Source organism: Desulfoprunum sp. (genome assembly GCF_053613775.1).
In genome coordinates, this window is record NZ_JBSHXH010000004.1 from 376,131 (window position 1) to 400,015 (window position 23,885).

Genomic DNA, 23,885 nt, shown 5'->3' on the forward strand with positions numbered 1-23,885 from the left:
CTTCTCACGTGGTTCATGCTTGTTCGGGCTTGGGCCGGTCAGTGGCATAAGCCACAAATTCTGACCGGAATTTGTCGAGATAGCTGCGTACCGGCATGGTGCAGGCGGCCGAGAGGACACATACGGTCTTCATCTCGATATTATCACAGAGTTCCCTGAGCAGGTCGATATCGGCCATAGTCCCTTCACCGCGAAGCAGCTGTTTGACAATCTTCAGCATCCAGCCCAGTCCTTCACGGCAGGGAGTGCACTGGCCGCAGGATTCGTGGTGATAGAAATCGATGAGATTTTTAACGAGTTTGACGACATCGACCGTTTCATCGAGGACGACGATACCGCCGGAGCCGAACATCGTCTTATGGGCCGCCATCGATTCGTAGTCAAGGGTCGTTGTAGTCGCCTCTTCCGGGGTCAGCACCGGAGTCGAACTGCCGCCGGGGATGACGGCCTTCAGCTTTCTCCCTCGCCAGACACCGCCGGCGATTTTTTCAATGACCTCGAGGAGGGGAAGACCGAGGGGCAGTTCGTACATGCCTGGTTTCTCGACATGACCGGAGATGCCGAAGAGATGGGTCCCCGGGCTCTTCTCGGTGCCATAGGCCTTGTAGGCCTCGGCGCCATTGGCCATAATGAAAGGCAGTGAGGCAATGGTCTGGACGTTGTTGATGATCGTCGGACAGCCATAGAGTCCGGCTACGGCCGGAAACGGCGGCTTGCTGCGGGGTTGCCCTTTTCGGCCCTCGATCGACTCAAGGAGAGCGGTCTCCTCGCCGCAGACATAGGCGCCGGCGCCACGGTGGACGGTGACGTCGAGCTTGAAATCGTGACCGGCGACCTTCTCGCCGAGATAGCCGGCGGCATAGGCCTCATCAATCGCGTATTGCAGGGCCTTGCGCTGAGTCGTGTACTCGCCGCGGATGTAGATGTAGCAGTCATGACAGCCGATGGCGTAGCAGCAGATGATGATGCCCTCGATCAGGAGATGGGGGTCGCGGGTGAGGATATGGCGATCCTTGAATGTCGCCGGTTCCGATTCATCGGAGTTGACGGTGAGGTACACCGGTTTATCCACGCCCTTCGGGAGGAACGACCATTTCAGGCCCGCCGGAAAACCGGCGCCGCCGCGCCCTCGCAACCCACTGTTTTTGACCTCGTCGGTGACATCGGCTGGCGGCATTGCAAAGACCTTGTCGAGCGTGGCGTAGGCGCCATGCTGTTTGGCCACTTCCAGAAGATGGGCATCGGCGATGTCGAATTTTCGGCTGAGAATCCTTACTTCCATCGATGCTTCTCCTTTACCGCAGCCCTGTCAGGAGCTGTTTCAGTTTTTCGACATCCATGTTTTCATGGAATTCGCCGTTGATCTGAACAACCGGCGCAGTGCCGCAGTGGCCGAGACATTCAACCTCTTCGAGACTGAACCGGCCGTCTTCAGTGATCTCACCCGGCCGGATGCCGATCTCGTTGGCCAGATAATCGACGATTTCCTGTTTGCCCCGCAGCCAGCAGGACAGTGTCCGGCAGATGCAGATGTGATTTCTGCCGACCGGATGCAGGTTGTACATGGTGTAGAAGGTCGCCGCCTCGTAGACCTGGCTGGCGAAGGTGCCGATCCGGTCGGCGATATAAGCGATAGCCTCGGCCGGAACCCACCCTTCCTGCTCCTGCGTCAGCCACAGCGCCGGCAGGATCATCGATTCCCTGGTCGGATAACGTTTGACGAGGAATTCGAATTCGGCATCACGCTCGGCGTCGAATTGAAAGGGTTTTCCGGCAAAGATCAGGTGTGAACGATCACTCATCGGTCGAGTTCCCCTCCGATAATGTTGATGCTGCCGAGATTGATGACGACGTCGGCGATCATCGACCCCTCAACCATTTCTTGAAACCCGCTCATGATATAAAAACAGGGCGGGCGTACCTTGACCTTGTACGGTCGGCCGGAACCGTCGGAGACGATGTGGAAGCCGAGTTCGCCGTTGGCCGCTTCGAAGGAGTCGTACCATTCGCCGGCCGGGACCCTCACTCCATCGAAGATCAGCTTGAAGTGATTGGCCAGTCCTTCGATATTGTTGTAGACATCTTTCTTGGGGGGCAGGCAGACCAGGGGGTTGTCAACGAAGATCGGGCCTCCCGGGATCATCTTGACCGCCTGACGGATGATCTTGATGCTCTGGAAGATCTCCTCGAAGCGGATCATAAGCCGATCGTACAGATCACCGGTCGATCCGACGGGCACTTCGAAGTCGAAGAGATCGTAATGATAATATGGGGCATCCTTGCGTAGGTCGAACGGGATGCCGCTGGCCCGCAGGCATGGGCCGGTATAGCCGTAAGAAAGGGCTTTTTCCTTGGGCATCAAACAGACGCCCTGGGTCCGGTCGTGGACGATGCGATTCTTCAACACGAGTTTGAGGGAATCGGCGACCCCGCGTTCGATGGCCCTGATCTGGGTCTCCAGATCATTTTCCCATCCTTCGTAGAAATCGCGGTACATCCCGCCAATACGGGTGAAAGTGCTGGTCAGACGGGCTCCGGTGAGGCGGCTGATGAAGTCGTAGGAGGCCTCTTTCTCATCGTAGAGATAGAAGTAGTTGGTCAGACCTCCCATGTCGACCAGATTGGCGGCGAGGCAGACGAGATGGTCCAGGACACGGTAAAATTCGGTCAGGATGACCCGCATGAACTTGGTCCGCTCGGTGATCTCAATCTCGAGCCATTTTTCGACCGCCTTGACATAGGCTATATTGTTGATCAGAGACGAGCAGTAATTGAGGCGGTCGGTGAGCGGGATCACCTGGTTGTAGGTCAGGTTCTCGGCTGTCTTTTCGAACCCTCGATGCAGGTACCCGATCTCGTTGACGTTGGCGAGGACGGTTTCGCCGTCCAGTGCCGTCAGGATACGGATCGCCCCGTGGGTTACAGGATGAGCGGGACCGATGTTGAGAAACATGATCTCGGTGTTGATATCCTTGAGGACATCGGTATCGATGCCATTCACCTTCAACCTGGCCCTGATCTCGTTCTCCAGACTATCGTTCTCGTAGCAGACATGACCACGGCCGATAGGATAGTCCTTACGCAACGGATGCCCTTTGAACTGCCAATGGTTGAGAATCCGCCTCAGGTCGGGATGGCCGTTGAAGCAAACGCCATATTGATCGTAGGCCTCGCGTTCTCCCCAGTTGGCGGACGCCCAGATTCCGGTGGCACTGGGAATTCCCGCCTCGGGATCATTCACCGCAATCCGAACCTGGGCCACCATGTTGTGCGGCAGGCTTCGCAGCGTATATACGACAGCAAAGCGATTGGCATGGGCGACAGGGTAATCGAGATAGTCAATGACGGTGACATCGAGCAGAATATCGAATTGGAGGTCTGGATCGGTCCTCATCAACTCAAGGACACCGAGCATTTCTTCCTGGGGCACATCCAATACCAGGTTGCCGAGTATTTCGGAGCAAGTCGTCCCGGCAAAGGCGGTGCCAATTTTTTCGAGTGCGTGAGCCTTCATTTTAACCGAGTATCCCCTTGAAATCTTTATGGCGATCTTGCAGTATCGTCTCGCTCGCGATTTTCTCCTGAATCTTCATCAGGGCATCCAGTATTGCTTCGGGCCGTGGTGGGCAACCGGAAATATAGACATCGACCGGGATGATGGTGTCAATACCCTGGACAGTGCAGTAATTGTCGTAAATACCACCTGATGAGGCACACGCACCGACAGCGACCACCCATTTCGGTTCAGCCATCTGTTCGTAGATCCGTTTCAGCGTCGGGGCCTGTTTGTAACTGATCGTGCCGCAGACAAGGAGCAGGTCAGCCTGGCGTGGTGAATAACGGATAACCTCGGCGCCGAAACGTGAGATGTCATACTGGGCGGCGGCGGTGCTCATGAACTCGATCGCACAGCAGGCCGTCCCGAAGACATATGGCCAGAGTGAATATTGTCTCCCCCAGTTGATGATCGCATCAAGCTTGGTGGTTATGACAGATTCCCCGAGTTGGGATTCGATTCCTAGCGCCAATTGAGTACCCCCTTCTGGAGAATGTAGATGAGGCCGGTGAAGAGGAACAGCATGAAAACGACCATTTCGATGAAGCCGAACCATCCCAGTTCGCGGACACTGACAGCCCACGGATACATGAAGACGGCCTCGATGTCGAAGATCAGAAAAAGAATGGCGAGGAGGTAGAATTTGACACTGAACTTCTGGTCGACCATACCGATGGTCGCACCGATGCCGCTTTCATAGGCCTCGTCTTTGATTTTGCCCCTGGCTCTCGGCCCGAATATGGCAGTGACGAGCATCAGGGCTGGGATGATAACAGCAAGGCCGATGAGCGCCGCCGCTGAAAGAACAAGTTCTAAATCCATCCTCCCCTCCTCTTTGAAACCATATGTGGAGTGACCTTGACTTTGGATACTCACTTATCAATCAAGAAATGCTACAAGATTGGCAATCGATAGCAGGTGGGAGAGCTTTGTGTCAAGAAAAGTTTTTAATTGGATGCGACAGCTATTTTTTGCAATTCAAAGAGGATACCTGATAAATGAGGTTGTGCGAAGTGTGCTTGGGGAGGTGTTGATCGCAGGTGTTTGATAAGAAATAATGTGCCTGCAACAACGTTGGAAAATCATTAAACCTTCAGATCTACAAGCATATGATTGAATATGAGGAATGATTCAGTCCTCAGTCGACAGGAAAGTTGAATGAAATTATCGGAGAATGGTAATGCATGGTATGCACAATATGAACTCGATTATCATCAAAAATTAAAATCGAGGCAGAGGAATTTACGTAAGATGGAGATTTGAGAACAAATCCCATACACGGAAAAAAGAACGGAGTATCGATACAATATTATAAGTGAATGATTTTAATTCATTCGCCTGATCGAGAAGATCAGAGATAATTATGGAAGGTGTTTGAATGCAAAAACCGAACTGCGATCTGAGAGAAGAGTCCCTCGAATACATTTGCCTGGTTTTACGTAATAACCAGAATACGAGGCTAGTCCCGGCAGGGTACGCCCTGAAAACCCCAATGGAGCTTGGTCCGCAGGATGGAGAAATAATCGCGCCTGGCGGAGGTGACCAGCCGGAGAGGAAGGGAGGCGGATTTGATCTCGAGGATATCACCCTGGTGCATATCCCAGGTCTGCTGTCCATCGACGATAATCTTGGCCCTGGCGCTGTCGGAACGGCTGTCGAAGCTGGTGGTGATGACACGGTCGGCGGGCAGGATGATCGGCCGGCTGCCGAGCATGAAGGGACAGATCGGGGTAACGAGGATTGCGGCCAGGCCTGGATGAACAAGAGGGCCACCGGCCGAGAGGTTGTAGGCCGTGGAACCGGTCGGGGTGGAAAAGATCAGGCCGTCGGCCTTGTAGGTGGTGATGGTGTTGTTGTCGGCCCTGGAGGCCAGATTGAGGAGACGATCCTCCGCCTTCTTGTTGATGACGACTTCATTGAGGGCATACCGTTTGCCGCTGCTGACCCCACCCGACAACAGCTGGACCCGCAGCATCTGCCGGTTTTCGATGGTCACCGGTCCAGCCAGGAGGGACTGGAGGGCGTTTTCCGTCTCCGTGGCCGTAAATTCGGTGAGGAAACCGAGGTAGCCCAGGTTGATGCCGACCACCGGGATCGCATGGAGAGCGGCATTTTCAGCAATATGGAGCAGGGTTCCATCACCGCCGAGAACGATCAGGATGTCGAGATCGGGCGTGATGCAGTCGATCGTCGTATCGATGTTCAGGCTGCCGAGCCAGGCGCAGAGACGTCCTGCATATTCAGCCGATTCCTGGTCGTCCGGTTTGGTGATGATCCCGGCTCTGCGGATGGTGAGCGAAGGCAGGGTGCGAACGGAGGGATAATATCCGCTCATCGTTTGCCGCCCAATTCCAGCGATCGCCGGGTTGCGGCCTCGATCGCATCGATGATGATTCCTGAAAAACCGGCCCGCTCCAGGACATGCAGGCCGGCGATGGTCGTTCCGCCCGGTGAAGTCACCCTGGAACGCTGGACCGCCGGATGTTCACCGCTCTGCCGCAACAGATTGACGGAGCCGAGGATTGTTTGAAGAGTGAGGGGTTCGGCGACATTGCGGGGCAGGCCGCACTTGATGCCGGCATCGATCATCGCCTCGATGAAGGTAAAGACATAGGCCGGTCCCGAGCCGCTGAGGCCGGTCACGGCGTCAAGATATTCTTCGGCGACGACAATCGCCTTGCCGACGGAGTTGAAGATCTGCATGGCCTGTTGCAGGTCGGCCTCGGTGGTGTTTGCGTTGCCGCTGATCGCCGATGCCCCTTCGAGCACGAGGGCCGGGGTGTTCGGCATGACCCTGATGATCCGGAATTTCCGTGAGTTGAGACATTCGTTGTAGAAAGAGAGGGGCAGGCCGGCGGCGATGGTGATGATCAAATGGTTCTCGCCGACATTGTCCCTGTCTTTGAGGAGCATCGCGTCCATGACCTGGGGCTTGACGGCGAGGATCACCGTGCCGCAAGTCAACCACGCGTCAGCACTGTTACCGCTGGTCGTGACGGAGTAGGTCTGCTCCAGGAACTGCCGCCGACCGGCATCGGGGTCGGCGATGACAATCTGTTCACCGGTATAGAGACCTGATTGAAGGATCCCCTTGATCAGGGCCTCTCCCATCTGTCCTCCGCCGATACAGCCGAGCTTGTTGGTCATTGAATTTTTTCCGTGAAATTTGTGGGCTGCCTGCCCGATGGATATGAAGAATCCCCTTGATCGCCGTCACCATCAAGAGGATGATCAAATTCAATTGATTAATGCACTGTACCATGTATCTTGGACGCAGTCCATACACTCAACCGCAGCCAAATCGATGATATGAGAACAAGGTGCACGGCATGGATATGAAAGAACTCGCCGAGATTCTTGCCTGCCCCCAGTGCAAGGGGCCGGTGAAGCTGGTGAACGAAGACAAGGGGCTGCTCTGTGAAAAGTGCGGCCTGCTTTATGAGATCAAAGACGGTATTCCGGTGATGCTGGTCAGCGAGGCGCAGAAAGTGGCGCAGTAGCTGTCGGGCAGCGGGGACGGCCGTGCCGGCCGTCCCCGCCTGTTGTTCATGGGGTAATGCCGAGTTCCTGTTCCTTCTTCAAAATCCGGAGTCTGGTCTTGACCGCCGAATCTGGAATCAGGCTGATCGAATCGATGCCGCACTCGACGAGAAAGGTGGCGAATTCCGGGAAATCGGAGGGCGCCTGACCGCAGATGCCGATCTTGCGGCCCCGCCGTTTGGCGGTGTCGATGGCCATCTTGACCAGGGTCTTGATCGCCGGATTGCGCTCGTCGAAGATATGGGCGACCAGATCGGAGTCGCGGTCGAGGCCGAGGGTCAGCTGGGTCAGATCATTCGAGCCGATCGAGAAGCCGTCGAAGATGTCGCAGAAGGCGTCGGCGGAAATCACGTTCGACGGAATTTCGCACATGACGTAGACCTCGAGACCGTTCTCGCCCTGGACGAGACCGAATTCCTTCATCGTTTCGATGACTTTTTTCCCTTCCTCCGGGGTCCGGCAGAACGGGACCATCAGCTTGATGTTGGTCAGTCCCATGTCGTTGCGGGCCTTGAGCAGTCCCTTGCACTCCAGTTCGAAGGCCGCCTTGTACTTCGGGTCGTAGTAGCGCGAGGCCCCCCGCCAGCCGATCATCGGATTCGATTCCACCGGTTCGTAGAGCTTGCCGCCGACGAGGTTGGCATACTCGTTCGATTTGAAATCGGAGAGGCGGACGATGACGTCCTTGGGATAAAAGCCGGCGGCGATGCGGCCGACCCCCTCCGCCAGTTTGTCGATGAAAAACTGGCGCTTGTCGTGCGGGTAGGCGGCGGTTCGCTTATCGATCTCGGCGACGATCCCGCGGAGGTCGGCGTTGCCCTCGTCGGCCTTTTTCCGCAGGTCCTCATAGTTGTAAAGGGCGAGGGGGTGGATGCCGATGTGGGCGTTGATGATGAATTCCTCACGGGCCAGTCCGACGCCGTCATTGGGGACCTGGCATTCGAAGAAGGCCTTTTCCGGGATGCCGACGTTGAGCATGATCTTGGTCCTGGTCTCCGGGACCTCGTCGAGATTGAGCCGCTCTATCGAAAAATCAAGCCTGCCGGCGAAAACATAGCCGGTCTCACCCTCGGCGCAGGAAACGGTGACCTCCATCCCCGGGGCGATCTGCTCGGTCCCGTCCACGGTGCCGATCAGGCAGGGGATGCCGAGTTCGCGGGAGATGATCGCCGCATGGCAGGTCCGCCCGCCGCGGTTGGTGACGATCGCCCCGGCCCTCTTCATGATCGGTTCCCAGTCCGGATCGGTCATGTCGGTGACCAGGACCTCGCCGGGCTGGAAATCATGGATGCCGCTGACCGTCTTGATCACCCGGGCCGGCCCTTGGCCGATCTTGGCCCCGACGGCCTGACCTTTGACCAGGATCTCGCCATGATTCGCGAGCAGGTAGGTCTCGGTGATATTTTTCGACGTCTGGGAATGGACGGTCTCGGGCCGGGCCTGGACGATGTAGAGCTGGCCGTTGCCCTTCGTGACCCCGTCGCCGTCCTTGGCCCACTCGACGTCCATGTTGCAGCCGTAGTGCTCTTCGATGATCATCGCCCAGCGGGCGAGCTGGAGTAACTCGTCATCACTGAGGATATAGGAATTCCGTTCGCCCTCGGTCGTTGGGATATTGATCACCGGCTGCCTGGCGTCGGGGCGGTTGTCGTAGATCATCTTGATATCCTTGCTGCCAAGACGCTTGGAAACGATGGGGCGTTTGCCTTCCTTCAGGGTCGGTTTGAAGACGTAGTATTCGTCGGGGGTGACCGCCCCCTGGACGACATTTTCTCCGAGCCCCCACGAACCGGTGATATAGACCGCGTTCTGGAATCCCGATTCGGTATCGATGGTGAACAGGACCCCGGAGCAGGCGCTGTCGGAGCGGACCATTTTCTGGACCACAATCGACAGGTAGACGTCGAATTGGCCGAATCCCTTTTCGTGGCGATAGGAGATGGCCCGGTCGGTGAACAGGCTGGCGAAACACTGGCTGCAATAGTCGATGACCGCCTCCGCCCCCCGGACATTGAGGTAGGTGTCCTGCTGGCCGGCGAAGGAGGCGTCCGGCAGGTCTTCGGCGGTGGCCGAGGAACGGACGGCGACATCGACATTGGTGCCGTATTCGTTCTCCATCTTTTGGTAGGCGGCGACAATGGCCGCGCACAGGTCGGCAGGGAACGGGGCGTTGCGGATGATTTCCCGGACCTTCTTGCCCCGTTCCTGCAGATTTCTGAGGTTGTGGGTGTCGAGTCCCGCCAGCGCCTCGGTCACCGCGTTCTGTACGCCGCTGGTCTCGATGAGGTGACGGTAAGCGAAAGCGGTGATCGCAAAACCGTGCGGCACCTGAACGCCGCGGGAGGTCAGGTACTGGTACATCTCGCCAAGCGATGCGTTTTTGCCGCCGACGAGGGCAACATCTTCGATGCCGATGTCGTCGAACCAAAGGATCAGCTCCTTTTCGTGTTTATGGGCCATACTTCTTGCTCCTGGCTGTTGGATGAGGTGGGTTGGGGAAAATGTTGACGTGTCGATAGCGGGCCTGGAAGGTCATGCAGCCGAACGTGTCGCCGTGGCCCGTTGAGGTTGGCGTTACGAATCAGTATAACTGTTAAAGTATAGAAAAGAGATTGATATCTGTCAAGCTCCCGGGGGGTCGGAAAAGAATGGCAACGGAACGAAAATCAAGGAAAAAGTCTGTACAACTGGGTGTTTCTGCCGTTAAAATACAGGATTGAGAGCGGTTGGCAGGGTGGGCTCGGAGCCCGTTGCGCCACCTGCGGCGACGTCAATTCAACGGAGGATTGAGGATGGCGGAGATGGCAACGGCCGGGCAACTGTTCGCCCGATATCTGGTCGAGGGAAATCATGCTGCAAGCGACTACTTCGCCCTGCTCAAGGAACTGGTCGCTCGAAGGAACAGCGAAGACCCGTCCTGGCAGCAGGAGATCGACAACGTCTATGCCCTGCTGCACCGGGAGATCCTTGAAAACCAGGGAAATCCGACGGAACCGGTGACCTTCGGGACCTCAGGCTGGCGCGGCCGTCTCGGCAAGGATATCTTCGTCCGATCGGTCATGGTGGTGACCTCGGCAATCGTCGAACTGTATCGGGATCTCGAACGCGACAGCGCCAACGGCCGGTATCTTGGTGTCGGCAGCCTCGGCGAGGCGCAGCGGCGAGGCTGCGTTCTTGGCTTCGATAACCGTTTTGATGGCGAGGTCCTGGCGGCGGCAGCGGCCAATGTCCTGCTGGCTGCAGGATTTACGGTCCACTACGCCGGTGAATCGACCACCGGTGTCCTGTCGGCGGCGGTCCTTGAACTCCATGCCGCCTTCTCGATCAATCTGACCCCATCGCACAATCCGCTTCAATACGGCGGATACAAATACAACGCCGCCGATGCCGGACCGGCGGCGGCGGTCTTGACCGAACGGATCACCGCCAACGCCCGGCGGTTGATGATCACGGATACCTCCGCCACTGCCGGCGGTGAATTTTCCGGGCGTTTGCCGGAGTCCCCCGGGCTGCGACCGTTCGATTCGCTGGCCGCCTGGCAGAGCCTGGTCCGCCGGAACAAGGCGGTGCATGGCCTCGATCTCGACCTGATCATCGACGAGTTTCGCCGCCGCGACGATATCGTGGTCGCCGTCGATTCGGTCCATGGCGCCAGCCGCCTCCACATCCGCCGGCTGTTTGCCGACACGGCCAGCGATCGCCTCCTCTCGCTGCGGGATACCGCCGATGTCACCTTCGGCGGCATCGCCCCGGAGCCCTCCACCGCCAACATGAAAGGGGTGGTGGCGGCGATCAACGCCCGCCCGGAGCGGTTGAAGCTGGGGGCGATCATCGATCCGGATGGCGACCGGATACGTTTTACCGATGGCCGCAAGGAAATCGGCATGAATCGGTTTGGCGCCATGGCCTACCATTTTCTCCATGAATACCGGGGTAAGAAGGGGATGGTCGCGAAGACGGTGGCCACCTCGAACATGGCCAACCGGCTGGCCGAGGCCTTCGGCGAAGAACTGTTCGAGCCGAAGGTCGGTTTCAAGGAGTTCAAACCGGTCATCGGCCGGGCCCTGGTCTTCTTCGAGGAGTCGGACGGGATATCGATTATCGGTCATACCCCGGAAAAAGACGCCTATATCGGCCTCATCCTGGCCCTCGACATGGTGACCACGACCGGCAAAAATCTGGGCGAGTACCTGCAGGATATTGAAGATGTCTACGGCGCTTTCTACCCGGACCGTGACGGGGTGGCGGTGCGGATCAAGGGCAGGGAACTGCTCGACACCCTCGCCCGCCTCGAAAAATACGCTCCCGGTGCGACCATCAGCGTTGGCGGAGAGGACAGGCGGATCGTCGAGGTCATCACCCTTGATGGCCGCAAGATGATACTTGACGATGGATCATGGTTGATGATCCGACCCTCGGGAACCGAACCGAAGATCCGTTTCTATGTCGAATCGAGGACGGCTGACGGCACCGTGCACCTGGTCAACACCGCCCGGGAGATGCTCGCCGAGATAGGGTTGCTGTAGGCGCCGGGGCCTGTCTTGCGATTGCCGCCAGGGCCGTCGGCAACGGATAAAACCCGGTTGCTTTTTGCGCCCCAGGTATTATTGTCCCTCTTGGAATGGCCTTTCTGACAAACAATATTCAGGAGTTACTTTATTATGTGGGAATATACGGATCTGGTAAAAGAACATTTTCTCAATCCACGCAACGTCGGCGAGGTGGAGCAGGCCGACGGGACCGGAGATGTCGGTTCTCTGGCCTGCGGCGATGCCTTGAAACTGACGATCAAGGTCGATGACCAGGGGATCATTACCGACGCCAAGTTCAAGACCTTCGGTTGTGCCAGCGCCATTGCCTCATCATCGGCCCTGACGGAGATGGTGAAGGGGATGAGTCTCGACGAGGCGAGCAGGATCACCAACGAGGATATCGCCGATTATCTCGGCGGTCTGCCGAAGGAAAAAATGCACTGTTCGGTCATGGGGCGGGAGGCCCTCGAGGCGGCGATCGCCGATTATCGGGGCATGACGCTGCCGACGGCGGAAGGGGAGATCGTCTGTGAATGTTTCGGGGTCACCGATCTCGAGATCATCCGGGCGATCAACGAGTCCAACCTCCGCTCCGTCGAGGAGATCACCAACTTCACCAAGGCCGGCGGCGGTTGCGGCAAATGCGAGGACAAGCTCCGGGAGATCCTGCAGCGGACGGTGGAGGGTAAGCTGGAATGGATCAAGCCGATGGAAAAACCGAAAAGGATGACGACGCTGCAGAAGATCAAGAAGATCGAAGATGTTCTCGAGCGGGAGATCAGGCCGGGCCTGCGCAAGGATGGCGGCGATATCGAACTGATCGACGTCGACGGCGATTTCGTCAGTGTCTCGCTGCGGGGGGCGTGCAAGAGCTGCGCGAAGTCACAGACCACGATCAAGGAATACGTGGAGAAGAAACTGCGCGAACTCGTGCTCGACACCCTGATTGTGGAGGAGAACTGATGGAACTGCATCATGACGCGGTTATCTACATGGATAACAATGCGACAACCAGGATCGCCCCCGAAGTCCTCGAGGCGATGATGCCTTTCCTGGCTGATTATTATGGCAATCCGTCGAGCATGCATACCTTCGGCGGCCAGGTCGGCCAGGCGGTGGAAAGGGCCCGTACCCAGGTGGCCAACCTGCTCGGTGCCGAGCCGGGGGAGATCACCTTTACCAGCTGCGGCACCGAGAGCGATTCGACCGCGATCCTCTCCGCCCTCCAGACCTTCCCCGAAAAGCGTCACATCGTCACGACCCGGGTCGAGCACCCGGCGGTCAAGAACCTCTGCGAGAACCTCGATCGCCTGACCGGGCACAAGCACCGGGTGACCCGGCTGAAGGTGGATGCGGAAGGGATGCTCGACCTCGACGAGTACGAGGAGGCACTGACCGAAGACACGGCCATCGTCAGCGTGATGTGGGCCAACAACGAGACCGGGGTCATCTTCCCGATCGCCAGGATGGCGAAGATGGCCCGGGAGCGGGGGATCCTCTTTCATACCGATGCCGTCCAGGCGGTGGGCAAGGTGCCGATCAGTCTCAGGGATCTCGATGTCGATTTCCTCTCCTTGTCCGGCCACAAGCTCCATGCACCGAAAGGGGTCGGGGTGCTGTACGTCCGCCGGGGAACGATGTTCGTCCCCTTCCTGACCGGCGGCCATCAGGAGAAGGGCCGGCGCGGCGGTACCGAGAATGTCGCCTCGATCATCGCTCTGGGCAAGGCCTGTGATCTGGCGGCGGAGCGGATGGAGGATGAAAACACCCGGGTCAGGGCCCTCAGGGACAAACTCGAAGCGGGGTTGCTCGCCACCGTGCCGCGGTCCATGCGCAATGGCCACAAGACCGAACGACTGCCGAATACCAGCAATGTCAGTTTCGAATTCGTCGAGGGGGAGGCAATTCTGCTCCATATGAACCGCCATAACATCTGCGCCTCATCCGGCTCGGCCTGTACCTCGGGGTCGCTTGAGCCTTCGCATGTCCTTCGCGCGATGGGCGTGCCCTTTACCGCCGCTCATGGGTCAATCCGCTTTTCGCTGAGCTCGTACAACACCGAGGCCGAAGTCGATTTCGTTCTGGCTAAGATGCCGGGCATCATCGAGTCCCTCCGGCAGATGTCACCTTTCTGGAAAGGGAACTGAGCCTATGAAGATTGTCGACCCTTCGTTTGCAATCCAGGATGATCTCGATCGTTCCTCTCTGGCCGTACGACTCGAGGCCTGCGGCAGGATCTGCTACAAAAGCGAGGATAAGATCACGGAGGATTCGGCAATCCCCTTTGTCACGAAGGTCTCGGCCCATGGCCATAATTCGGTGCTCGAGATGGCGGTGGCGACGTTCGAGATCACCTGTCGTCCGGAACGGCTGGGCGAGCTCTTTGCCTGCCAGCCCAGGTTTCTGATCATCGACCCGTTACCGGCCGGCTGCATCGTCACCGGTTCAATCAGGGCCTATCGCGAAATGGCCCTGCAGCATGGCGACAATCCGATCGTCAACGGCATCCTGTCCGTTCTGCACCGCAAAACCCCCTATCTCTTCGAGAGTGTCTTCCCGGCGGACAAGGTCCGGCCGCGGGAGGCTGGGCTTGATTTCCGCAAAATGAGCCTCTCCGAGGTCGAAAATATGCCGGTCGATCTCCTGCGCCGGCATCGGCATGTCGGGGTCAGGTTCGTTGTCAACCGGGCGGTCACCCACGAGCTGGTGCGGCACCGCCCCTGTTCCTTCCTGCAGGAGAGTCAGCGCTACTGCCGCTACAGCCAGGACAAGTTCGGCAACCAGGTGACCTTTATCAAGCCGATGTTTTTTGAGAAGGGCACGGCGGAGTACAGTCTCTGGCAACAGGCGATGGAGGAAACCGAACGGCTGTATCTCCAGCTCCTCGAGACCTCCACCCCCCAGGCGGCACGTACCGTTCTCCCCAATTCCTGCAAGACCGAGATCATCATGTATTGTAATCTTGCGGAATGGAAACACATCTTCTCGTTGCGGACCACCCAGGCAGCAGAACCATCAATGCGGGAGATCATGATTCCGCTCGCTGCAGAGTTCAGAAAAAGATACCCGTTGTTATAGACCGTGCGGGACGCGAACAGTCCTTTCACCCGATGCCGGGGTGAAAGGACTGTTTTGCCTTGCGTGCCGCCCACAGGCAATGGGGGAAACGGACGCAATACATATAATAATCAATTTCATTCCCCATGGAAACAAGGTATTTTACAGGCTTAAGGCTTTCCGATGGAAAGATCGGAAGAGAAGATACCTATTCAGGATGAATGCGAATATGGCTGCGTTAGCGAGTACGGCAAGTCGTACCGGAACCTCGATGAAGAAAACCGTCAAGGACCAGTCCGGTGCGGGTAAACTGAAGATTGGCGAACTGTTAAGCAAGGCCGGGTATATAACGCCATCGCAGTTGGAAAACGCCAAGAAGGAGATGCAGAAAAACGGTGGGCGGTTGAGCACCATCCTGCGTCAGCTTGACTATATCGATGAGAACACGGTCATCAATTTTCTCAGTCGACAACACAATTATCCCCCTGTTGTCATCCAGAATGAACCGCCTTCCAAAGACGCGCTGAAACTCCTCTCCTACGAGACCGCCAAGCAGTATATGGCCTTTCCGTTGCGGATGGCCGGCAATACATTGCAGATCACCATGTCCGAACCGACCGATGCGATGGCCGTGGAGGAACTGCAGAACGCCCTGAACAAGGAACTGTCGGTCTGTGTCTCAACCGAAAAAGATATCGTTGATGCCTACAGGAAGTACTACGGCATCAACGATGAGGAGGCGAAGAGCTTCTTCCTGGCGAAGGAAGAGTCGCACGAGGATGAGAAGGTCACCGAGGTTGATGACTTCGGGTCGATCCTGGCCGAGGCGGCGGATGATTTCGAGATTGATTCCAGCAGCAATGAAGAAAATCTCGATCAGTTTGCCGCCTCCGATGCCCCGATCATCAAACTGGTGAACGGCATCCTGATCAAGGCGGTTCAGGATGGGGTCTCGGATGTCCATGTCGAGCCCTATGAAAAAAATATGCAGGTGCGGTATCGCAAGGACGGCTCCCTGTTCAAGGCGATGAACCTGCCGCTGACCATCAAGAATGCCCTGGTCGCCAGGCTCAAGATCCTCTCCGGCCTCGATATCACCGAACGGCGGGTGCCGCAGGATGGCCGTATCAAGATGCGGGTCGGACGAAACCGGTCCGTCGATTTTCGGGTCTCTTCCCTGCCGACTCTTTACGGTGAATCCGTCGTTCTTCGTATCCTCGACAAAAGCTCGCTCAATGTCGATCTGACCAGGCTGGGGTTCGAAGACAAGACATTCGATATGCTCAAGCGCTGTCTGGCGAGACCTCAGGGTCTGCTGCTGGTCACCGGGCCGACGGGTTCAGGCAAGACGGTGACCCTGTATTCGGCCCTCAATTCGTTGAACAGCGAGGATATCAAAATCCTCACGGCGGAAGACCCGGTTGAGTTCAACTTCAAGGGTATCAACCAGGTCAATGTCCACAACGAGGTTGGCATGACCTTCGCCGCAGCCCTCAAGGCCTTTCTTCGCCAGGATCCGGATATCATCATGGTCGGTGAGATCCGTGACATGGAAACCGCCGAGATCGCGATCAAGGCGGCCATGACCGGCCACCTGGTGTTCTCCACCCTGCATACCAACGACAGCGCGGCGACGATCGGTCGTCTGGTTGACATAGGTGTTCCGCCCTATATGCTCGCCTCATCGGTGACCATGGTGCTGTCGCAGCGGTTGGGCCGGAGACTGTGTGAGAAATGTAAAAAAGTCGTCAAACATTCCAGGGAGGAATTGCTGCGGGCCGGTTTTCGTGAGGATGAAGTGGATACGGTCGTCACCTACGGACCGTCCGGCTGTTCGGAATGCAACGGCCTCGGCTACAAGGGACGGGTCGGTTTCTTTGAGTTGATGGAAATGACCGACGAGGTCTGCAAGGCGGTCAGCGCCGAGGTACCCGAGGATCAACTGCGCAAGGTCGCCATCCAGGAAGGGATGACGCCGCTCCGGGAGGCCGCCCTGGAAAAGGTCCGGCAGGGAATCACCAGTATCGATGAGGCGATGCGCCGCACAGTGGCCCACAAGGAGAGCCTGCCGGCCTATCTGGTCAACCCGGATGTCGAAAACTACGAAGACGGGGACATCGTTATTCGGGAAGGAAACACCGATATCGATTTTTTCAAACTCATCCGCGGCGCCCTGATGGTCATCAAGGGCGGGAAAAAGATCGCCGAACTGACCGAACCGGGCGAATATTTCGGGGAAATGGCCGCCATCTCCGGCGAACAGCGGACGGCGACCATCATTTCCCAGGGGCGAAGCACCATCAAACGATACCCAGGAAATAAGATCGATGAAATTATCGAAAAATACCCGGATGTTTCCAGTCATCTTTTCAAGACCATGACGAGCAGGTTGCAGAAATCCAACCAGATCATCGTCAAGCTTGCCGGCGGAGGGGCACGGAAGCCGCCTCCCGGTCCTCCCCCTCAAGCGCGTTAATCCCGATATATTTCCCTGCAGTATCATAGCGAAACTTCAAAGTTCCGGTGCCACCGACAGCCGGAGAAATCGATCTTGCATGGAGATCGTGAGCGTGTATGCTGCATCCCATGACTGAAAATAAACAGCCAATGAAAGTCCTCGCCTTTTTTGACGGCCGGCCGGGTCATGAAAAACAGACCAGAGGAATCCTGTATGAGCTCGGCCGGCTGGTCGACCTGGAAATCATCGAGATCAGGGTCGAGCGGAAGGGGTTGACGGGAAATATCGCCGAACTCGTCGGGCTTCTTGCGGCGCGGGCGACGGACGAACTGAAAGGGGATGATGATATCGATCTGCTTATCGGTACCGGTTCTTCGACCCACGTGCCGATGCTCAGAACGAAGAGGGTTGCGGGGATTCCGGCCGTGACCTGCATGACTCCGGCCTCCTACCTGCGACCTTTTTTTAACCTCTGCTTTGTCCCGATGCATGATGGAGTGAAGGACGGCGGCAATATCATGACCACCATTGGTCCTCCCAACTGCTCGCGACCGTCCGGCGCCAAGGACCCGTCTCTCGGACTGATTCTCATCGGCGGCGTTGATAATAAAAGTCATCGCTGGCAATCGGCAGAGACGGTCGGTCAGGTTCGGCAGATTGCCCGGCGGTGGCCGGATATTCGTTGGACAGTCGCCTCGTCGCCGCGTACCCCCGCAGATACCGCCGAGGTGCTGACCGAGGCGGCGCGTGCGTCCGCCAATATCGAATTCATCAGATATGAAGAGACATCTCCCGGGTGGATTGAACAACAATACGCCCGGAGCCTGCATGTCTGGGTTACCGCCGATTCGATGTCGATGGTGTATGAGGCGCTGTCCGCCGGGTGCAGGGTTGGTCTGTTACCGGTGGAATGGTTGAACTCTACCAATAAATTCAAAAGAAGTGCGGACTACCTGACGGCACGAGGGATTGCCGTCGTCTATTCGGCCTGGCTCGCAGGACAGGAGTCGGCGTGGTCCGAAAATAACGAGCCCTTGCATGAAGCCAGGCGCTGTGCTGAAGAGATTGTGAAGAGATGGCCACCAAAAAATTGAATATCGTACAGATTGTACCAGAACTGGAGGAAGGCGGGGTCGAGGGGGAAACGGTGGAACTCGCCATCCATCTCGCCCGATGCGGTCATCGGTCGATTGTCATTTCCGGAGGGGGCCGACTGGTTCCGCTGCTGGAAGGCAACGGCTGCGAGCATCTGCACTGGCCCTGCATCGGCGAAAAAAATACGAGATGCCTGAAATATATCCATAAACTCAAGCGATTGTATATCGAGGAAAAAATTGATGTCGTCCATCTCCGATCGAGGTTGCCGGGCTGGATAGGATATCTGGCCTGGAATATGCTTCCGGATGACTCCCGTCCCGCCCTTGTCACCAGTTTCCATGGGTTTTACTCGGTCAACCAGTATTCAACGATCATGACCAAAGGCGAGAAGGTTATCGCCGTCTCGAAAACGATTCGTGACCACATCCTCCAGAATTATCATATCGATCCGAACAGAATTGAGCTTATTCACGGCGGCTTTGAGGTCCAATGCTTCGATCCGGACCGGGTCGAGTCGGATCGGATCGACGCCCTGCGACAACAATGGCAACTCGATGACAACCGTTTTCCAGTGATCGTCCTTCCAGGGCGGCTCACCCAATGGAAAGGACAGGAGGTCTTCATTGATAGCCTCAATCTGATCAGAGATCTGCCGTTTATTGCCCTGTGCGTTGGTGATATTGATGAAAATCAGTCATTTACCAATAGATTGCGAGAGAAGATCGTCAACTATGGCCTGGAAGACAAGGTACGGTTGGTAGGGCATTGCGCGGACATGCCGGCTGCCATGCTGCTGGCCGACATGGTCGTCTCCGCCTCATCCAGCCAACCGGAGGCCTTCGGGAAGGTGGCCATCGAGGCCATGGCGATGGGGCGGCCGGTCATTGCCACTGCCCATGGCGGCAGCCTGGAGACGGTGGTGGATGGGGTGACCGGATGGCTGGTACCGCCTTCCAACCCGCATGCCATGGCCGAGGCCATACGGCAGGCCCTTGCCGACCAGGTCCGGCTGCGCAGGATGGGCGCGGAGGGGAAGGATTGGGTGACCCGGCATTTTACCGCGTCACTGATGTGCAACAAGACGGTCGATCTGTATATGCGCCTGCTCGAGGAAAAAGAGGCGAAACGAACCGGACGTTGTCTCACTGTCGTGCAGATGCTGCCTGAACTTGAAGGTGGCGGAGTCGAACGGGGGACCCTCGAGGTTGGCCGCTATCTGGCTGGCAAAGGACATCGATCGATCGTTATTTCCGGGGGTGGACGACTCGTTTCCCAACTCGAGAAAGAGGGGAGCCGCCATATCACGTGGACTGTCGGCAGTAAATCTCCGTTGTCGCTGCGATATGTCCTGCCTCTTCGCCGGCTGTTGCAGAAAAACAAGGTGGATATCCTGCACCTGCGTTCCCGCATGCCGGCCTGGGTCGGTTATCTGGCCTGGAAATCCCTGCCGGAATGCCGGCGGCCGATCCTGGTGACCACCTTTCATGGTTTCTATTCGGTGAACGCCTACAGCGCGATCATGGCAAAAGGAACAGGGGTCATTGCCGTTTCGGACAGCATCAGGAGGCATATTCGGGAGCGTTATGGCCGGGAGGAGGGGGTGACCCTTATCTTCCGGGGAGTCGACATGCAGCAGTTTGCCACCGAACACGTTGATCCCATGCGCGTCGAGAATCTGCGGCAGCGATGGGGAATCAACGATCAAACGCCTCTTATCATGCTGCCGGGACGGCTGACCCGGCTGAAGGGACAGGACGTTTTCATCAAGTGTCTCGGTATGTTGCGCCATCAGGACTTCCAGGCCGTCCTGGTCGGGGATACCGAAGAAAATCCGGGATTTGTCGAGGAACTGAGGCAGTTGACGGCGCATTCCGGCCTGGCCGGCAAGGTCAGGATGGTGGGGCATTGCATGGATATGCCGGCAGCCTATGCCCTGGCGGATATCGTCATTTCCGCCTCATCCAGCGAGCCCGAGGCCTTCGGCCGAACGACTATCGAGGCGATGGCGATGGGCAAGCCGGTCATCGCCACCGCGCATGGCGGGAGTCTCGAGACCGTTGTCGATCTGGAGACCGGTTGGCTGGTGCAGCCATCCGATCCGATTGATATGGCCCGCGCCCTCGATGAGGCGCTGTCCATGGAATCATCCCGGCTCGCCGAATTTGGTGAAAAGGGGAAGATCCGGGTCCGGGAGAATTTCACCACCGATTCCATGTGTGAACAGACGGAGGCCCTGTATCGAAAGCTGCTTGGCGGGAGGAGAGCTCTCGCTCCGGCATGAACTCAAGGGGCAGGCGATTCCGGCGGCGGGAGTCTGACGTCGAGCGATTGACCGCGATGCTCGGTTGAGCCTGGGCTGCCGGCGGAGAAGCCTCCGGGCCGGCCGTTTGAACCTGCTCCATTGTGTTTACCGAAGAGGCAGGAGAGCTTCCTGAAGACGGTGACGATCGCCTGCCACAGTCGGGGAATGAGCCAGATTGCCAGCAGGATGAACAGGACAAAGAGGGCAAGGAAGAGCACGGGAGAATGGAGTGCCAGCCAGAGCCCCCCGATGACCGCCACATCTTCGGTGAACGAAGCCGCCCAGTTGGAGAATGGTTCGGGTGATGTGTTGATCAGGACCCGGGAGCCGGCCTTGATCATGTGGCTGGTGGCGGAGACCGACCCCCCGAGGATGCCGGCCGCAATCGCCAGGGCCGGATTCACATCGCCGACTGCGCCGGCGGCAAGCATTACCCCGGCGGGTATCCTGATGAATGAATGGATCGCATCCCAGCCGGTGTCCACTCCCGGAGTCTTGTCGGCGAAAAATTCGACGCAGTACATCAGGGAGGCGGCGCCGATGATGAGTGGATCCTGAAGGATGACGAGGGATGAGGGCAGAACGATATCGCCGGTGATTCCAAGGATGCCGAGCATGGCGATAGTGGCATAGAGATTGATGCCGCTTGCCCAGGCGGTGCCCATCATAAGCGCGATGGTGGCGATTATCTGGTGGTAGGCGTCCATCGTTCTGACTCCTTGTATTCAGCGCTTCGGCTTTCATGCCGAAGCGGCAAGTCGTTGGGATGGGTGATGCTCCGCTGGGGCTTATCCGGATCAGGTTGAGCGGAGCCGAAATATGCTCAGCATCGATATTTTTCGTCTTCCAGGATCTGACGGTTGAGAAACTCGCATTCAAGCGGAGTCAGGTCGAATCTGGTTTCAACCTGCTGCAGGAGACTGCGGTGGTCACGTTCCGGGTACTTTTCCTTCATCTCACAATAGGCCACGAGCGCCTTTTTTACTCTCTCGCCGGGAAGTTGTGTCGGGAGTGCGGTCATATTTCTTTCTCCGGGTAGTGGTGATGGAGGGGCAGTTGTCAACACGGTTTGAGGATGACGCCGGCAAGTGGCGGGATCTTCAAGGTGGTACGGTAATCAGCCTGGGCATATGGATCGGCCACAGGGGTATATACCGCATTTTCGTCAGCCCCGCTGCCGCCGAATACGGTGTCGTTCGAGCAGAAAATCTGTTGATACTGCCTGCCGGTCGGCAGACCGATGGTGTATTTGAAGAACGTCTGCGGGGTGAAGTTGAACACCCCGACCAGGTGATCTTCACGGTTGCGGGCATAGCGGACGAACGAGATGATCGAGTTGTTCCGGTCTTCGAGGTCAATCCAGCGAAAGCCGTGATACGAAGAGTCCTGCTGCCAGAGTGAGGGATTTTCCAGGTACATCGCGTTCAACGCCTCGACAAAGGTCATGGTCTGCCGATGCAGGTCGTTTTGTTCGAGGAGATGCCAGTCGAGACTTCGTTTGCAATACCATTCCGTCCATTGACCGAACTCGCCGCCCATGAAGAGGAGTTTCTTGCCCGGGTGCATCCACATGACCAGCAGGAGAAGCCGGAGGTTGGCAAATTTCTGCCACAGGTCGCCCGGCATCTTGTCGATGAGGGACCGTTTGCCATGCACGACCTCGTCATGCGACATCGGCAGAATGAAATTCTCCGAGAAGGCGTACATGATCGAGAAGGTCAGGGCGTTGTGATGGAATTTCCTGAACAGCGGATCCTTCGAGAAATAACTGAGGATATCGTTCATCCACCCCATGTTCCATTTGAAACCGAAGCCGAGACCGCCGACATCGGCGGGTTTGGACACGCCATAGAAACTGGTCGATTCCTCGGCGATCATCAGCGTGTTGGGATAGTGATTGAAGACCACGGAGTTGGTGTGGCGGAGGAATTCGATCGCCTCGAGATTCTCCTTGCCCCCGTAACAGTTCGGCAGCCATTCACCCTCCCGCCGGGCGTAGTCGCGGTAGAGCATCGAGGCGACGGCATCGACGCGAAGGCCGTCGATATGATATTTATCCAGCCAGAACAAGGCATTGGCAATTAAATAGTTGCTGACTTCCTTGCGTCCGTAATTGTAGATGAAGGTCCCCCATTCGGGATGGGAGCCAAGCCGGGGGTCCTCGTGCTCGTAGAGCGACGTGCCGTCAAAATGCCCCAGGCTGTGGTCGTCTTTGGGAAAATGGGCCGGAACCCAGTCGAGGATGACGCCGATCCCGCTCAGGTGAGCCTGGTCGACAAAGTACATGAAATCTTCCGGAATCCCGTATCTGCTGGTGATGCTGAACGGTCCGGTGACCTGGTAGCCCCAGGATTCATCGAGCGGATGTTCCATCACCGGCATCAATTCGATATGGGTAAAGCCGAGTTTCTTGACGTAGGGAATCAATTTGTCCGCCAGCTCCCTGAAGGTGAGAAAGCGGTCCGGATCAGCGGGGTCCCGCTGCCATGATCCCGGATGGACCTCATAGATCGACAGCGGCCGGTCATAGGGCGCCACGGTTCGTTTGTTCTCCTGCCACTCGTGATCCTGCCACTGGTAGCGGTTGAGATCGCGGACGATGGAGGCGGTTTTCGGCCGGAGTTCGCCGTAAAACTGGACGGGATCGGATTTCTCGACAAAATTTCCGCCCTTGGTCCTGATCCGGAATTTATAGAGTTCATTCTCCTGCAGTCCCGGAATGAACAGTTCCCAGATTCCCGAGCCGCCAAGGGAACGCATCGGGTGGATTCTGCCGTCCCAGCCATTGAAATTGCAGATCACGCTGACCGCCTCGGCATTCGGAGCCCAGACCCGGAAGATGACTCCGGCCACATGCTGCACCACCGCGCAATGACTGCCGAGGTGATCGTACAGTCGATAATTGGTCCCGAAGTTGAATAGATACTGGTCGTCTTGGTCAAGCTGAGGGAGAAAACGGTAGGGATCGTTGACCGTCTCCACGAATCCACTGTGGTAATGGATGGTAAACCGATACGTGAAGGGATCGAGATCGGCATCGGCAAGGGAGGACCGGTCAAGAACGGCCTCGAACATCCCCTCCTCCCGGATCCTCGCCATCTCGGTGGACGCGTTGCCGATCAGCAGTTCCACCTTTCGGGCATGGGGCTGAAAGGTCCGAATGGTAGCCGTCTCTTCATTCTCGCCGGAAAAATGAACACCGAGGATCTGAAAAGGATCGTAATGGGCGGAATGGATGATGCGGTCGATGTGTTGATTGAGATCCATGGTCGTTGCGGCCTGCGTTGAGAAGGGAGGTTTGCCGGAGACTTGCTCGTTTTTTAGAAGTGTATGGCATTGGCG

19 protein-coding genes are annotated in these 23,885 nt (G+C 57.2%); 8 read left to right on the forward strand and 11 right to left on the reverse strand.

Annotated elements, in window-relative coordinates; all coding sequences use genetic code 11:
• Window positions 1-13: 13 nt before the first annotated feature.
• The 7 genes from nuoF to proC form a co-directional block, all read right to left on the reverse strand.
• Window positions 14-1,282 (reverse strand): NADH-quinone oxidoreductase subunit NuoF, encoded by a 1,269-nt coding sequence (gene nuoF / locus ACWGKN_RS05750; protein ID WP_052159917.1) that lies wholly within the window; start codon window positions 1,280-1,282, stop codon window positions 14-16.
• Between the two features lie 13 nt (window positions 1,283-1,295).
• Complete coding sequence (gene nuoE / locus ACWGKN_RS05755) at window positions 1,296-1,802, reverse strand: NADH-quinone oxidoreductase subunit NuoE (RefSeq protein ID WP_052159916.1); 507 nt, start codon at window positions 1,800-1,802, stop codon at window positions 1,296-1,298.
• A complete protein-coding gene (locus tag ACWGKN_RS05760) occupies window positions 1,799-3,514 on the reverse strand; it encodes an NADH-quinone oxidoreductase subunit D (protein WP_452094859.1) in 1,716 nt (571 codons plus the stop codon). The genes nuoE and ACWGKN_RS05760 overlap by 4 nt, the downstream gene beginning before the upstream one ends.
• 1 nt (window position 3,515) lies before the next feature.
• Window positions 3,516-4,028: an NADH-quinone oxidoreductase subunit B gene (locus tag ACWGKN_RS05765; RefSeq protein WP_035229204.1), complete on the reverse strand. Its 513-nt coding sequence runs from the start codon at window positions 4,026-4,028 to the stop codon at window positions 3,516-3,518.
• The gene (locus ACWGKN_RS05770) at window positions 4,019-4,378 is read right to left on the reverse strand and encodes an NADH-quinone oxidoreductase subunit A (protein ID WP_035229201.1); all 360 of its coding nucleotides are present in this window, start codon (window positions 4,376-4,378) and stop codon (window positions 4,019-4,021) included. Before ACWGKN_RS05770 ends, ACWGKN_RS05765 begins: the two co-directional genes overlap by 10 nt.
• A 637-nt stretch (window positions 4,379-5,015) precedes the next feature.
• The gene (locus tag ACWGKN_RS05775) at window positions 5,016-5,891 is read right to left on the reverse strand and encodes an NAD(+)/NADH kinase (RefSeq protein ID WP_035229198.1); all 876 of its coding nucleotides are present in this window, start codon (window positions 5,889-5,891) and stop codon (window positions 5,016-5,018) included.
• Complete coding sequence (gene proC, locus ACWGKN_RS05780) at window positions 5,888-6,703, reverse strand: pyrroline-5-carboxylate reductase (RefSeq protein WP_035229196.1); 816 nt, start codon at window positions 6,701-6,703, stop codon at window positions 5,888-5,890. The genes ACWGKN_RS05775 and proC overlap by 4 nt, the downstream gene beginning before the upstream one ends.
• A 182-nt stretch (window positions 6,704-6,885) precedes the next feature.
• Here proC and ACWGKN_RS05785 point away from each other — a divergent pair, with 182 nt between their 5' ends.
• Window positions 6,886-7,056, forward strand: a complete 171-nt coding sequence (locus ACWGKN_RS05785; protein WP_424256152.1) for a Trm112 family protein — start codon at window positions 6,886-6,888, stop codon at window positions 7,054-7,056.
• A 46-nt stretch (window positions 7,057-7,102) separates the two neighbouring features.
• Here ACWGKN_RS05785 and ppsA read toward each other — a convergent pair whose 3' ends face one another.
• Complete coding sequence (gene ppsA / locus ACWGKN_RS05790; protein WP_035229193.1) at window positions 7,103-9,556, reverse strand: phosphoenolpyruvate synthase; 2,454 nt, start codon at window positions 9,554-9,556, stop codon at window positions 7,103-7,105.
• Window positions 9,557-9,888: 332 nt separating this feature from the next.
• Between ppsA and ACWGKN_RS05795 the strand changes: the two genes are divergently transcribed.
• From ACWGKN_RS05795 to ACWGKN_RS05825, 7 genes are all read left to right on the forward strand, one after another.
• Window positions 9,889-11,622, forward strand: coding sequence for a phosphohexomutase domain-containing protein (locus ACWGKN_RS05795; RefSeq protein ID WP_035229190.1), 1,734 nt, complete (start codon window positions 9,889-9,891; stop codon window positions 11,620-11,622).
• Window positions 11,623-11,757: 135 nt separating this feature from the next.
• The gene (nifU, locus tag ACWGKN_RS05800; protein WP_424256154.1) at window positions 11,758-12,591 is read left to right on the forward strand and encodes a Fe-S cluster assembly protein NifU; all 834 of its coding nucleotides are present in this window, start codon (window positions 11,758-11,760) and stop codon (window positions 12,589-12,591) included.
• On the forward strand, window positions 12,591-13,775 hold the full coding sequence (gene nifS / locus ACWGKN_RS05805) for a cysteine desulfurase NifS (RefSeq protein ID WP_035229186.1): 1,185 nt from the start codon (window positions 12,591-12,593) through the stop codon (window positions 13,773-13,775). The genes nifU and nifS overlap by 1 nt, the downstream gene beginning before the upstream one ends.
• A gap of 4 nt (window positions 13,776-13,779) precedes the next feature.
• On the forward strand, window positions 13,780-14,706 hold the full coding sequence (locus ACWGKN_RS05810) for an FAD-dependent thymidylate synthase (RefSeq protein ID WP_452094860.1): 927 nt from the start codon (window positions 13,780-13,782) through the stop codon (window positions 14,704-14,706).
• A gap of 250 nt (window positions 14,707-14,956) precedes the next feature.
• Window positions 14,957-17,161: a type IV-A pilus assembly ATPase PilB gene (gene pilB, locus ACWGKN_RS05815; RefSeq protein WP_452094861.1), complete on the forward strand. Its 2,205-nt coding sequence runs from the start codon at window positions 14,957-14,959 to the stop codon at window positions 17,159-17,161.
• Window positions 17,162-17,271: 110 nt separating this feature from the next.
• Window positions 17,272-18,237 carry a mitochondrial fission ELM1 family protein gene (locus ACWGKN_RS05820; protein WP_452094862.1) on the forward strand — a complete coding sequence of 322 codons (966 nt, stop codon included), beginning with the start codon at window positions 17,272-17,274 and terminating at the stop codon, window positions 18,235-18,237.
• Window positions 18,219-20,522, forward strand: a complete 2,304-nt coding sequence (locus ACWGKN_RS05825; protein ID WP_452094863.1) for a glycosyltransferase family 4 protein — start codon at window positions 18,219-18,221, stop codon at window positions 20,520-20,522. The genes ACWGKN_RS05820 and ACWGKN_RS05825 overlap by 19 nt, the downstream gene beginning before the upstream one ends.
• A 2-nt stretch (window positions 20,523-20,524) precedes the next feature.
• Here ACWGKN_RS05825 and ACWGKN_RS05830 read toward each other — a convergent pair whose 3' ends face one another.
• The 3 genes from ACWGKN_RS05830 to glgB all read right to left on the reverse strand — a co-directional run bounded on the left by ACWGKN_RS05830 (window position 20,525) and on the right by glgB (window position 23,810).
• On the reverse strand, window positions 20,525-21,250 hold the full coding sequence (locus tag ACWGKN_RS05830; protein ID WP_424256158.1) for a DUF4126 domain-containing protein: 726 nt from the start codon (window positions 21,248-21,250) through the stop codon (window positions 20,525-20,527).
• A gap of 116 nt (window positions 21,251-21,366) precedes the next feature.
• Window positions 21,367-21,564, reverse strand: coding sequence for a hypothetical protein (locus ACWGKN_RS05835; RefSeq protein ID WP_035229177.1), 198 nt, complete (start codon window positions 21,562-21,564; stop codon window positions 21,367-21,369).
• Window positions 21,565-21,602: 38 nt separating this feature from the next.
• Complete coding sequence (gene glgB / locus ACWGKN_RS05840) at window positions 21,603-23,810, reverse strand: 1,4-alpha-glucan branching protein GlgB (protein WP_035229174.1); 2,208 nt, start codon at window positions 23,808-23,810, stop codon at window positions 21,603-21,605.
• Window positions 23,811-23,885 lie beyond the last annotated feature (75 nt).

Coding starts and splice junctions, on each gene's coding strand:
- pilB (WP_452094861.1), top strand. CDS start 14,957: ATGAAGAAAACCGTCAAGGACCAGTCCGGTGCGGGTAAACTGAAGATT.
- ACWGKN_RS05835 (WP_035229177.1), bottom strand. CDS start 21,564: ATGACCGCACTCCCGACACAACTTCCCGGCGAGAGAGTAAAAAAGGCG.
- ACWGKN_RS05770 (WP_035229201.1), bottom strand. CDS start 4,378: ATGGATTTAGAACTTGTTCTTTCAGCGGCGGCGCTCATCGGCCTTGCT.
- ACWGKN_RS05825 (WP_452094863.1), top strand. CDS start 18,219: ATGGCCACCAAAAAATTGAATATCGTACAGATTGTACCAGAACTGGAG.
- nuoE (WP_052159916.1), bottom strand. CDS start 1,802: ATGAGTGATCGTTCACACCTGATCTTTGCCGGAAAACCCTTTCAATTC.
- nuoF (WP_052159917.1), bottom strand. CDS start 1,282: ATGGAAGTAAGGATTCTCAGCCGAAAATTCGACATCGCCGATGCCCAT.
- proC (WP_035229196.1), bottom strand. CDS start 6,703: ATGACCAACAAGCTCGGCTGTATCGGCGGAGGACAGATGGGAGAGGCC.
- nifU (WP_424256154.1), top strand. CDS start 11,758: ATGTGGGAATATACGGATCTGGTAAAAGAACATTTTCTCAATCCACGC.
- ACWGKN_RS05775 (WP_035229198.1), bottom strand. CDS start 5,891: ATGAGCGGATATTATCCCTCCGTTCGCACCCTGCCTTCGCTCACCATC.
- ACWGKN_RS05810 (WP_452094860.1), top strand. CDS start 13,780: ATGAAGATTGTCGACCCTTCGTTTGCAATCCAGGATGATCTCGATCGT.
- nifS (WP_035229186.1), top strand. CDS start 12,591: ATGGAACTGCATCATGACGCGGTTATCTACATGGATAACAATGCGACA.
- ACWGKN_RS05830 (WP_424256158.1), bottom strand. CDS start 21,250: ATGGACGCCTACCACCAGATAATCGCCACCATCGCGCTTATGATGGGC.
- ACWGKN_RS05760 (WP_452094859.1), bottom strand. CDS start 3,514: ATGAAGGCTCACGCACTCGAAAAAATTGGCACCGCCTTTGCCGGGACG.
- ppsA (WP_035229193.1), bottom strand. CDS start 9,556: ATGGCCCATAAACACGAAAAGGAGCTGATCCTTTGGTTCGACGACATC.
- ACWGKN_RS05785 (WP_424256152.1), top strand. CDS start 6,886: ATGGATATGAAAGAACTCGCCGAGATTCTTGCCTGCCCCCAGTGCAAG.
- glgB (WP_035229174.1), bottom strand. CDS start 23,810: ATGGATCTCAATCAACACATCGACCGCATCATCCATTCCGCCCATTAC.
- ACWGKN_RS05795 (WP_035229190.1), top strand. CDS start 9,889: ATGGCGGAGATGGCAACGGCCGGGCAACTGTTCGCCCGATATCTGGTC.
- ACWGKN_RS05820 (WP_452094862.1), top strand. CDS start 17,272: ATGACTGAAAATAAACAGCCAATGAAAGTCCTCGCCTTTTTTGACGGC.